Annotated in this window: 9 protein-coding genes and 1 pseudogene; all 10 read left to right on the forward strand. The window is 46.4% G+C overall.

Going from position 1 to position 12680, the window contains the following annotated elements; genetic code table 11:
* Window positions 1–47 precede the first annotated feature (47 nt).
* Window positions 48–2717 (forward strand): sensor histidine kinase, encoded by a 2670-nt coding sequence (locus D6M16_RS02030; protein WP_120510342.1) that lies wholly within the window; start codon window positions 48–50, stop codon window positions 2715–2717.
* A 9-nt stretch (window positions 2718–2726) separates the two neighbouring features.
* Window positions 2727–3410, forward strand: a complete 684-nt coding sequence (locus D6M16_RS02035) for a response regulator (RefSeq protein ID WP_120510343.1) — start codon at window positions 2727–2729, stop codon at window positions 3408–3410.
* A 108-nt stretch (window positions 3411–3518) separates the two neighbouring features.
* Complete coding sequence (locus D6M16_RS02040; RefSeq protein WP_120510344.1) at window positions 3519–4568, forward strand: sensor histidine kinase; 1050 nt, start codon at window positions 3519–3521, stop codon at window positions 4566–4568.
* Entirely contained in the window at window positions 4565–5263 is a 699-nt protein-coding gene (locus D6M16_RS02045; protein WP_120510345.1) for a response regulator transcription factor, read from the forward strand. Before D6M16_RS02040 ends, D6M16_RS02045 begins: the two co-directional genes overlap by 4 nt.
* Entirely contained in the window at window positions 5256–6716 is a 1461-nt protein-coding gene (locus D6M16_RS02050) for a TrkH family potassium uptake protein (protein WP_205576817.1), read from the forward strand. The genes D6M16_RS02045 and D6M16_RS02050 overlap by 8 nt, the downstream gene beginning before the upstream one ends.
* A 13-nt stretch (window positions 6717–6729) precedes the next feature.
* Window positions 6730–7383 (forward strand): potassium channel family protein, encoded by a 654-nt coding sequence (locus D6M16_RS02055; protein WP_120510346.1) that lies wholly within the window; start codon window positions 6730–6732, stop codon window positions 7381–7383.
* Between the two features lies 1 nt (window position 7384).
* Entirely contained in the window at window positions 7385–8749 is a 1365-nt protein-coding gene (locus tag D6M16_RS02060; protein WP_120510347.1) for a TrkH family potassium uptake protein, read from the forward strand.
* Window positions 8750–9237: 488 nt separating this feature from the next.
* Window positions 9238–10311, forward strand: coding sequence for an FtsH protease activity modulator HflK (gene hflK, locus D6M16_RS02065; RefSeq protein ID WP_234204166.1), 1074 nt, complete (start codon window positions 9238–9240; stop codon window positions 10309–10311).
* Window positions 10308–11303 carry a protease modulator HflC gene (hflC, locus tag D6M16_RS02070; RefSeq protein WP_120510348.1) on the forward strand — a complete coding sequence of 332 codons (996 nt, stop codon included), beginning with the start codon at window positions 10308–10310 and terminating at the stop codon, window positions 11301–11303. Before hflK ends, hflC begins: the two co-directional genes overlap by 4 nt.
* Window positions 11300–12657, forward strand: a pseudogene (gene nhaA / locus D6M16_RS02075) (Na+/H+ antiporter NhaA). Before hflC ends, nhaA begins: the two are co-directional and overlap by 4 nt.
* The last annotated feature ends 23 nt before the right edge of the window (window positions 12658–12680 follow it).

Here is a 12680-nt window from a genome sequence, read left to right on the forward strand (position 1 = left end):
TAAATTATTTGCCTAGGCCGCCAGGTGAAATTCGATAGGAGCGTTGAATGACGGATAACACTACCCGTTCTCAACAGGCTGATGCCTTACTCAGTAAGTTAAAACAAGAAGAAAAAGGAAAGCTCACCGTTTTTCTTGGTGCGGCTCCCGGTGTCGGCAAGACCTATGCGATGCTCAGTGCAGCCAAAGAAAGGTTACAACAAGGGGCAGATGTTGTTGTCGGGTTGGTTGAAACGCATGGCCGGGAAGAAACTGAAGCCATGCTGGTGGAACTAGAGATACTACCCCGCAAGGAAATCGGATATCACAATACTTATCTGACAGAGTTTGATCTTGATAGTGCACTTGAAAGAAGACCTGAACTGATTCTGGTGGATGAACTTGCACATACAAATGTACCCGGTAGCCGTCATAAGCGAAGATATCAGGATGTTGATGAATTACTGTCTGCCGGTATTGATGTGTACACGACGGTCAATATTCAGCATCTTGTAAGCTTGAATGACTTAGTAATGCAAATTACCGGGGTTCGGGTCAGAGAAACTGTCCCGGATAGTTTCATCGATGATGCGTATGATATTCGTTTTATCGATTTACCACCGGTAAATTTAGTTGAGCGTCTGCAACAAGGAAAAGTGTATTTACCTGAATACGCCAGGCTGGCAATGGATACATTTTTTTCCATTTCGAATCTGACAGCATTGCGTGAACTGGCGATGAAACGGGTCATCGAACAAGTGGATGCACACCTTATCAGTGAACTGGAGGCGAAATCAGAAAAAGCAGATTTTATTCTTAAAGATAAGCTGCTGGTATTGATCAGCACAAACAGTGACCACAGTTATTTGATACGGATTGGTCGGCAAATCGCCGAGCGTCGCCAAATACCCTGGACAGTGGTTTGGGTGGATACGGGTAAAACTCAGGATCTGCCAAGGCGTAAGCGTCTGAATGATGCCATGGTGATGGCAAAAGAACTTGGTGCCAGTACTGAAGTTTTACGGGGATCCAGTACCTACAGAAGTATTTTGCCTTTTTTGAACGAGCACAGAATTAATACTGTACTTGTCGGAGCCGGCACTCGGCGCCAGTTTTTATGGCATAGAAAACGGCTTTATCAACAGTTGATAGAATCCGGTCTGCCGGTTGAAGTCTCTGTCTATCGCGCCCCAGAGCAACTGAAGATGCCAAAGGAACCAGAATTACGGGTATCTCCATTGGGTGATAAGAAAGGGCATATGTTCGGCATTGTCTCTACTGCCATGGCAACGGTATTTGCTTTATTATTGCAGCAAGTATTGAGTAGCGGAAACCTAGTGCTGTTTTATGTCATCGCAATTCTTGCGGTTGGTCTGAAGTTTGGCGCACGTCCTGCGCTTGCCACGGCAATCTGGTCATTCCTGAGCTTCAATTTCTTTTTAACGGCACCGACTTTTACATTCCAGGTTCACAGTCAGGATGACGTGGCAACCTTGATATTTTTGGTTTGTATTGGCTTGATTAGCGGACCAGCAGCGTCGCGAATTCGGAATCAGTTTATTTTGCTCAAAGAATCCAACCAGTATGCAGAAACCTTGAGAGAATTGGCTCAGGAGCTTTCTGTTGCAGACGATGAAAATGCCCTTTGGAAATCGGTTAACCGCCATATCGAACGAGCGGTTCATGTGAAATGTTATAGTGTGACCGCTGCAAAAGATGACCATAAACAGTTCGTTCCTCTCTTACTGACACCTCTCAAACACATTGACGATTCTGCGATTGATTGGGTCTTTCTGCACGGTCGTATCGCGGGGCGGTTTACCGACACGCTGAGTGCGTCGCAATTGACCGTCATTCCTGTTTTGCAAGAAAAGAAAGTGATCGCAGTTGTCGCGCTTTGTTGGGATAAATCTCAGACGCAGTTTAATCCTTTTGAACAAGAGCTGGTTCACGCAATGCTCCAGCAGGCGTCCAGTACCTGGCAACGAATTCATTTAGTGTCTGACTTAGAGAGTGCCAGGGTGAAAACGGAAGTTGAGCAAATTCGCTCGGCTTTGTTGTCGTCAGTATCCCATGATCTGAAATCACCCCTTTCAGCAATGATGGGAGCAGCGGAAAGTCTGCGAGTATTCGATAAGCAGTTGAACGAACAAGACCGGTTTGATTTGCTTGATACAATTTTGCAGGAAAGTCGCCGGCTGGATAGTTATATTCAAAACTTACTGGATATGACAAAACTTGGACATGGCACCTTAAAAATTGAACGGGATTGGGTATCAATTGATGACATTATAGGAAGCGCATTAAGTCGGTTAAAGCGGTATTTCCCATCGGTAAAAGTCGATTACATTCGCCATAATGAACCACCATTGTTGTATGTTCATGCCGCGCTGATAGAGCAGGCTTTGTTTAATATTTTAGAAAATGCCGTTCGGTACTCTCCGGATGAAGAACCCATCACGATAGTGATGGATACGAATCAGAATCAGTGTCGGGTTTCCATTGAAGATCAAGGGCCAGGAATACCGAAAGCAGATCAGAAAGAAATATTTAATATGTTTTACGTTGTCTCTGATGGCGATCAGAAAAAGCAAAATACGGGAATGGGATTAGCGATATGCAAAGGTATGATCAGTGCGCACGGTGGTAAAGTGAGAGCTGTTGACGGTGCCAGAGGCAGAGGCACTAGAATTGAAGTGGATCTGCCATTAGACTATCCAAATATGAAACAAGAGTAAGTCTTATTCGTGAGTATCAAAATTGTTGTGATCGATGACGAAAACCAGATTCGTCGTATGCTGCGTATTGCCCTTGCCAGTGAAGGGTATGATGTCACAGAAGCAGAAAATGGTACCCAGGGCTTAGCTGCCATCGTGCGTCAACAACCTGATTTGGTGGTACTGGATCTGGGACTGCCCGATATGGAAGGCCATGAGGTCTTGCAAGAATTAAGAAGCTGGAGCACAGTCCCTGTCGTTGTGCTTTCTGTTCGAAATCAGGACAGAGAAAAAGTGCGGGCCCTGGATGCTGGCGCGCAGGATTATGTCACTAAACCGTTTAGTGTTGTTGAGCTTCTGGCGCGTGTGCGTGTCTGCTTGCGTGATCACATCAAACCTGAACAACTACCTGTCATTGATGATGGCAAGCTGTGCATCGATCTGATGAAAAGGCAAGTCACAGTTAATCAACGCGAAGTAGTGCTGACGCCAAAGGAGTATGCGGTTCTCTCTATGCTGGCAGCATCACCCAATTGTGTGATTACGCAAACGCAGCTTCTCAACCAAATCTGGGGACCGAGTCATACCACGGATACTCACTATCTACGTATCGTGATCAGCCATCTTCGTCAAAAGCTGGGCGATGATCCAACCGAGCCTACCTATGTGCGTACCGAATCTGGGGTAGGTTATCGACTCAGTGTTGCATGTTAGTACGGCTATATTAAGCCTTTATTCGGACAATTTTACGCTTTTTTTACGCGAACTCTCAGGGGCCATTTGCTAGAGTGTGCCGCACTCATTGTTAGCTGATTCCGCTTTATGCTTACTTACTGGCGAAAAAGCCATTTTCTGTTTTCTTTTATTGTGTTGGCGAGTGCGCTGTCGGTTTCTTGGCTGATTGACCAGGTACTCGGCTCTACGATAGCCGTTCTGCTGGTTTTACAACTGGCCGTTGTGGTGGTGGCATTGCAATGCACGTCGCATTTTGCCTATGGTTTTGCGGTGATTGAAGCGATGAGCTTCAATTTCTTGTTTACCACACCCCGTTATTCACTTCAGATGTTCCATGCGGAAGATATTATTAATCTGGTTGTTTTTATTCTCGTGGCACTGACAACCAGCCAGCTTGCTGAACATTATCGGCGCCAGCAGGATGAATTGAAAAAAGCCAAACTTCGCAACAGTATTTTGCTCTCGGTGTCCCATGATCTTCGAACGCCTTTAGCGACGATTATCGGTACGCTCACCACGCTTAATGAATATATGCCAAAACTCAGTGAGGGTGAGAAAAGTGAATTACTTAACAGCGCCACCGCAGAAAGTCATCGTTTACATCAGTATATTGAGAACCTTTTGCAAGCGACCAAGTTGCAACATGGCGCGTTAAAAATCACCAGAAATGATGAGTCAATTATTCATATTATTAACAATGCTGTTTTGCGTTTACCTTATTCTCAGGAAAGGGTAAGGGTGCAGGTACAAGGCCAGCTATCCCGTATTTCAGTGAGCGCGATATTAATTGAACAAGCCCTGTTTAATGTATTGGATAATGCATTACGTTTTTCACCAAAACATCAATCCGTGGTAGTCACGCTGTTTCAGGAATCGGCTTTTATTGTGATTGATATTCAGGATAAAGGCGTCGGCATTAAGCGCGATGAAGCGGCGCGGATCTTCGATCTCTTTTATTCAAGCGCTACCAAGAAAACGGCAGATTCAGGATCTGGCTTAGGTCTGGCTGTCGCGAAAGGCATTATTACCGCACACCAGGGGCAGATTGAGTCTGTGCCTGTGTCGGAAGGGTGCCTGATCCGAATCCGCTTACCGATCGATCAGCCCTCAAGCAGCCCTCAAGGTGAAAAATCGTGAGCTATAAAATTTTAGTGGTGGATGACGAGCCTCAGATCCACACCTTTATTCGAATTTCACTTGCCGCTGAGGGGTTTGACTATCTGGGGGCTGACAGTATTCAGACGGCCACAGCATATTTTCAGGCCCATACTCCCCATGTGGTCGTTCTGGATCTCGGTCTGCCTGATGGCGATGGCGCGGCTTTTTTGGCCAGCCTTCGTCAAACACATAAAACCCCCGTACTGATTCTGACCGCCCGCGATCAGGAAGAAGAAAAGATCCGTTTACTCGAAGCCGGTGCGAACGATTATCTGAGCAAACCCTTTGGTATCAAGGAGCTGATCGCGCGTATCAAAGTGCTGGTCAGAGATTTGGTCGATGACCAGGTGACCAATGATGAAATTCTCTGCGGCAGGCTGAAAATAGTAAAAAGTACCCATCAATTCTGGCTGGACAGTCATGAAATACCGCTAACAAAGAAGGAATTTGCTTTTGTTGAACAGCTTATTCTGCACCCGGGAAAACTGGTTAAACAATCGTATCTGCTCGATGTGATCTGGGGTAAAAGCCATCGCGATGATACACATTATCTACGTATTTTGGTCAGCCAGCTGCGCAAGAAACTCAATGACAGTGCCGACGAGCAACAATTGATTAAAACGGAATCCGGACTGGGTTATCGTTTGGTTCTAGAGGAATCGAATTGTGGTTAACCCCAGAAATACTTTTCGCTTATTGGCAATGCCTATGCTCTGGATGGGTATTGTGCAACTGAGTTTTGGTTTGCTTTCGCTGTTTATCTTTAATGATCATATTTCGAGGCTATTCCTAGCGCCAGGGCTCTTTATGGTGCTAGGTTCTGCCATCGTTTCTGTCATTCTTCGTCAAAGCAAACTGGATAAAGTTACCTTTCGCGATGCGCTGATTTTTGCCAGTTTAACCTGGGTGCTGACAGGAATACTTGGTGCAATTCCTATTCACTTGGTGACTGGCGTCAATTACAGCGATGCTGTCTTTGAATCGATTAGCGCGTTAACAACCACAGGCGCGACAATATTATCCGGGCTGGATAATATGCCTAAATCATTTCTTCTGTATCGTCAGTTTTTGCAATGGATGGGCGGATTAGGTGTTGTCATTTTTGTTGTGGCCGTCTTGCCGATGCTCAACGTTGGGGGAATGCGTTTACTCAAAGCCGAAACGCCAGGACCCATAAAAGACGATAAACTTTCGCCAAGAATTTCTAAAACAGCTCACTATTTGTGGGGAGTGTATTTGGCGATTACTGCTGCTTGTGCCCTTGCATATTATTTGGCGGGAATGTCCGCTTACGATGCTGTCGCGCATAGTTTTACCACGGTTTCGACAGGGGGATTTTCAACCCATGACGCCAGTATGTGGCATTTTGAAAGTCACTTAATACTTATGATCTCTAATGTTTTCATGTTGCTTGGAGCAATAAATTTCGGGCTGCATTTTCGCGTATTTCGGGCTGGTTTGGCAGGAATCAAGCTTTACCTGAGAGATGAAGAAGTGCGAGTCTTTGTTTTGATTGTGCTGGCGCTCTCTTTTATCCTGGGTTGGTATTTGTATCGGCAATCTGCTTATGAGCACATACTGATATCATTCAGTTTTGCAATGTTTCATGTTATCTCTTTTATTACCAGTACAGGGTTTGGCGCGGCAGATCTGAGTGCCTGGCCGGCTGCAACAGCGCTGTTTCTCGTTTTTTGCGCTTACTTGGGCGGTTGCTCTGGCTCAACCGCGGGCGGTAATAAAATAGTCAGAGACATTCTGACATTTAAGGTCATCCGACGCGAAATTCGTCAGCTTCTTCATCCCAAGGCGATTTTGCCTATTCGTTATCAAGGGCGGGTAGTCACTTCAGATATCACGAATGCGGTAATGGCTTTTATGTCCATAGCCGCACTGACCACTTTGGTTTTCACCTTGTTGTTAATGTCCACAGGTTTGGATTTCTGGTCATCTTTTACTGCCGTGGTGGCGTGTATTAATGTACTTGGGCCGGGTTTTGGTCAGGTAGGAAGTAACTTTCAGCCTGTCAGTGATACCGGGATCTGGTTTTTGAATATCGCTATGATTTTAGGTCGATTAGAGTACTTTACCGTACTGGCGATGTTGCTCCCTCATTTTTGGAAAAAATAACTAAGGTATTGTAATGGCACATTTTACAGTCATTGGCTTAGGACGCTTTGGCGTGTCCGCCAGCCTGGAATTGATTCATCTCGGGCATACAGTAACAGGGGTAGACAGAGACCCGAAAATTGTCGAGAAGTATATCGAAGAGCTCACGCAAGCTGTGATTTGCGATTCTACCGATGAAAGCGCGTTAAGGGAGCTGGATCTGACCAGCAGCGAAGCTGTGCTGGTGGCTATTGGTCAGGACATGCAATCGAGCCTGCTGTGCACGCTGGCGCTGAAAAATCTCGGGGTAAAGGAAATCTGGGTCAAAGCGAGTACCAAAGCGCACCACACGATAGTGTCGAAACTGGGCGTGCAACGCATTATTCATCCGGAAGAAGAAATGGGGATCCGTGTTGCACAGTCGCTCAATTATCCCATGGTGAATAACTATCTGGCGATCGGGCATGGGTTATACGTGGTGGAAATTCATGTGAAACCCGCGCTGCATGATGTGCCGGTTTCCCGGGTGCTGGGGGATGCGCGAGGCAGTGTGCAGGCTGTGTTGATTAAGCGGGAGCAGGAGGTGTTCACCAGCATTAACACGAACTTTGCACTCAAAGAACACGACATACTTTTACTCTGCGGCACTCGGGCAGAACTGAAGTATATCGCGCCAAGGTTGGTGTAGCATGGTGTTGTGGCATCCCTCCGTCTCTCCCATCGAGCGTCGCCCCAAGGCCGGTAAAAAGCTGCTGGGCGCACCGCCTTTCATCCTGAGTGCCAGCTTTATGCTGTTAATTCTTATTGGTGCCGGGCTGTTGAAGCTGCCGATTGCGACTCACGAGCCTATCAGCTGGGTGCAAAGCCTGTTTATGGCAACCTCGGCGGTAACGGTCACCGGACTGGTAGTGGTTGATACCGGCACTGTGTTTACGCCATTTGGCCAAACTGTGATTGCCCTGCTTATTCAGTGCGGAGGGCTTGGTTTAATGACCTTTGCGGTTGTGACCCTGATTGCACTGGGGGGAAAAATCGGCTTTTTAGAGCGTACTGTCGCCCGGGAAGCCTTTAATCAGACCGATTCATCGACACTGGCTGCCACGGCGAAATCGGTACTGGGGTTTGCCCTGATCGTCGAGCTGATAGGTATCACTGTGCTCACCCTGTACTGGCGGGAGGAGCTGGGCTGGCAAACGAGCCTGTTTCACGGTTTTTTCTATACCATCAGCGCCTTCAATAATGCCGGATTTGCGTTAAGTGCAGACAGTTTAATGCCCTATGTGGATGATCCTGTTGTGAATATCACGATAACCGGCCTGTTCATTATTGGCGGTCTGGGTTTTTCGGTCTGGATGGATCTCAGGCGCAATCGCTGCTGGTCGCGCCTGACGGTGTACAGCCGGATGATGATATCAGGTACAGTCATCATTAACCTGGTGGCATTAATCGCCATTTATCTGATTGAGTACGACAACCCGAATACCCTGGCCCCTTTGAGTGAATCCGGCAAGTGGCTGGCATCCTGGTTTCAGGCGGTGACGCCGCGCACGGCGGGTTTCAATACACTGGCGATTGACCAGCTGGAGGATGCAACTACCGCAATCATGTTAGTACTGATGTTCATTGGTGGCGGCTCTCTGAGTACCGCGAGCGGGATAAAAGTGGTGACCTTTATCGTGCTTATTTTAGCCACCTACGCCTACTTACGGCGTGATGAAGCGGTGGATGTCTTTAAACGCGAGATCACCAAAGAAACCATCAGCAAGGCGCTGGCGCTGACGTTAATCTCTGCCGGCGTAACCTGGCTGGCCATTTTTGCTCTGTTACTGAGTGAAAACGCGCCCATGCTGGATATCGTCTTCGAAGCGGTGTCTGCGCTGGGCACTGTGGGCCTGTCGAGAGGACTCACCGGTAATCTTTCCGCCGCGGGGGAATTTATCATTATCTTTATGATGTATATGGGCAGGTTAGGACCGCTGACACTGGCGTACTTTTTAGCCAGCCCCAGAAAGAAAAAAATTCGCTACGCTGAAACCAAACTGGCGATTGGCTAGTGTGGGCTGGTTGAGTGAATGCTTGTTTCTCCGTTGGCATCGCAGTCGCCGAGAAGTCTGATGCTATGGTCGGCAACTCTGAGGATATTCATAGTGTTGGATGAATAAAAAGTGGGTGAGATAAAAATAACCTGATGATTTCCCTGATTTGATGACAGTGTATGACGAGGTTATAAATACGATGTATGAACAATGTCATTTATTTCTTTAAAGGGACGAAAAAGTGGCATTGTTTTTATAATAACAATGCCGTTTTTATATCCAATATATACTACTGGCATCGTGTTGAAGTTTAAATGTCATTCGGCGCTGTTTATTTTTATTTGATATTAAAAATCAACATCTTAATATCATTATGCAGTGTTAAATAGTAAAAGACTGCATGCATATGCATTTGGGTTTAATTCCCCGTTCAGCTTGAAAGATGGGCGAAAACCAACCAACCTTATTCATAGTATGCTGTTTTGCTAAATTTTAAGGCAACGATAATGCCTGCACCCAATGATCCTTCTTCCAGTGAATCGTTTTATGGACTAAAAGCCCGAGCGCCTGAAAACCTTGGCCGCAGTATGAAAAAAAGTGCGAGTAAAATCCGGCGCTTTTTTCCTGTGAGTAATATGCGTAGTGCTGTGATTTTCATGCTGATAGTCGTTACTTTAATCAGTTTATGGCAGGCTATTTACACTGTTCCCAGTGACTCTATCGCTGTGGTTCAACGCTTTGGCAAGTTTTATTCAGAAATACAACCCGGTTTACATTTCAAATTACCACTCGGTATAGATGCAGCAACAGTCGTTCCTGTTAAACGCCAGCTAAAACAAGAGTTTGGGTTTATCACGCTGGGTGCAACTGATCCTTATCAGAATCCGTCTGAACAAGATCGCGAGTTAGAAACTCAGATGGTTACCGGCGATTTAAACGCAGCGTTAGTGGAATGGGTCGTTCAATACCGTATTGCCGATCCGGTGAAATTTTTATTTGAAGTTCGCGCCCCCACTGCCACCTTGCGTGATGTTTCAGAATCAGTCATGCGAGAAGTGGTTGGTGATCGCACCGTTGATGAAGTTATCACTATTGGCCGACAAGAGATTGAATCTGAAGCGCTCGTGAAAATGCAGGCACTTGCAACAAAGTACGTAATGGGAATCAATATTGATCAGGTGCAACTGAAAAATATTAACCCGCCTAAACCCGTTCAGGAGTCATTTAATGAAGTCAATCAGGCACAGCAAGAAAAAGAAAAGCTCATCAACGAAGCGCGACGCGACTACAACAAAGTGATCCCGCTGGCGGAAGGTGAGAAAGATCAGCGCATTCGTGAAGCAGATGGATACCGACTAAAAAGAATTAATGAGGCAGAAGGGGATGTGGCTCGGTTTAATGCTTTGCTTACTCAATATGTTAAAGCGCCAGGAGTGACTCGATGGCGAATATACCTTGAAACCATGCAGGTCATTTTGCCCGGGATTCATTCCAAAATCATCATAGATGAACAAACACACAGTATCTTGCCATTTCTGGATCTTAAAGCCGAAACAATACAGCAAGGCAAGCAGCCATGAAAAAATTTGTTCCAGTGATTGTTATTGTGGTACTCGCTTTATTCATGCTGACATTGCGTGGGACCCTTTATACAGTCAGTGAAGTGGAGCAGGTTATCATTACCCAATTCGGTAAACCTGTTGGCCAGCCTATTACGCAGGCCGGCCTCAAGACTAAAATACCTTTTATTCAGGAGGTTAATGCGATAGATAAGCGCGTTTTAGAATGGGATGGCAACCCTTCAGATATGCCGACTAAGGATAAACTCTATATTTCGGTCGACTTGTTTGCACGTTGGCGGATCACAGAGCCTTTACAGTTTTTCCTTCGTCTGCGTGATGAACGCAGCGCTCAGTCCCGGCTGGATGACATTCTTGGTAGTGAAACGCGCAACGCGGTGGCCAAACATGAACTGATTGAAATCATCCGAACGACCAAAGGTCGGCAGCCATTAAGGGATGCATTGTTGGCAGATGCGGTACGAGATTCAACAATGGGCAATTTGGTGCCAATTCATAAGGGACGCCAGATTATTGAAGATGAAATCTTTACTGCGGCTGCTGATAAAGTGCGTGTATTTGGTATCGAATTATTGGATATCCGCTTCAAACGAATCAACTACAACGCAAGTGTCAGACCCAAAATCTATGAAAGAATGATCAGTGAACGCCGCCAGATTGCTGAACGCTTTTTATCTGAAGGATACGGTGAAGCGGCCAGAATCCGAGGTAATCGCGTGCGTGATTTGAATAAGATTCAATCAGAAGCCTATCGTCAGGTGGAAGAGATTAGGGGCTTGGCTGATGCCAAGGCCGCTGAGATTTATGCTCAGGCATACAACCAAAGTCCTCTGGCCGCGAATTTGTATGAGTTCACCCGGACTTTGCAAGCCTACAAGGCCATCATGACCGAAAATACCACGCTGATACTGTCCACTGAAAGTGACTTATTTAAGTTTCTGAAGCGGATATCCCCACCTGTCAGTGAGCAAATCACACCGGAAGGGCCATGAAAAAATCAGCGTTTCGTCCTCATGAAAGAGGGCATCCTACGCAATTACCTAAAGAATATGTTGATTGGATAACCCAGCCCATCACCCGGTTTCTGCGAATTGAGGCCGCTGCCGGGGCTATTTTGCTATTTTTTACCCTTGTGGCTTTGGCCCTGTCGAATTCTCCCTGGGCGGAAACATTTTTATCGTTCTGGGATGTACCTATCGGAATATCAATAGGGTCGGTGGCGTTTACCCGGTCGCTGCAGGCCTGGATCAATGATGCACTGATGACATTGTTTTTCTTCCTGGTTGCACTGGAACTTAAACGTGAAATTGTGTTGGGAGAATTAAATACGCCGCGTTTGGCAATGCTCTCTATTTCAGGAGCCCTTGGAGGCATGCTGGTGCCGGCATTGATCTATCTGGCTTTTCAACTGGGCCAGCCAGGGCAAGAGGGATGGGGAATCGTCATGGCGACAGATACGGCATTTGTTATTGCTTGCCTTATTTTACTTGGTCCTCGTGTCCCGAAAAGTTTGCGGGTATTTATGCTGTCTTTGGCCATCATTGATGACATTGGTGCCATTGTGGTTGTTGCTGTCGGTTACGGGGAAAACATTAATTTTTATTATGTTGGTCTGGCAGTGATCGGATTTATAACAGTTAAGGCCATGACCCTTCTCGGCGTTCGGAGTATCGCCTTGTATTCGTTGATAGGTGGACTAATCTGGCTCGCGGTGGACATGTCAGGTGTACATCCCACGGTAACCGGTGTGATTCTTGGGCTGATGACGCCGACAGGTCGTTGGATCAATGAAAAGCGTTTGTTAACTATCATGGAATGTGTTGTGCCGCCATCTTTGCCAAAACAACACGGTGTGAAAAATATCGAACGCCAAGTTCTGAAAACCGCAGAAGCGGCAGCACGCGAAGCACTTTCGCCTCTGGAGCGCTTGGAAATGTTACTCCATCCTTGGGTAGGTTTTGTCATCATGCCTCTGTTTGCTTTTGCAAATGCAGGTGTTTCTTTTTCTTTTTCTGAATCATCCGGCTCTTTGTATATGGCTATATTTTTCGGACTCGTAATAGGGAAACCCATAGGTATTCTTTTATTCTGCAGGCTGGCGATCCTGATGAAACTGGCTGTCCGGCCGCCTGATTTACCCTGGCTCTATCTGGTGGCGGGGGGATGCTTGCCGGCATCGGGTTTACCATGTCGTTGTTTATTGCCCATTTGGCTTTAACTCCGGCACTCGCTGGCGTTGCAAAACTGGGTATTTTATCCGCCTCATTAGTTTCGGCTCTGACGGGAATTATCCTGCTCAGTGTGTTGTTAAGGCGAGATGCTTTGCGCATGAAAGAGAAAGCGTAACCTTTTTACTCAGCTCAATGTGT

Origin of the sequence: Photobacterium salinisoli (assembly GCF_003614885.1) — a bacterium.
Taxonomy (GTDB): Bacteria; Pseudomonadota; Gammaproteobacteria; order Enterobacterales; family Vibrionaceae; genus Photobacterium; species Photobacterium salinisoli.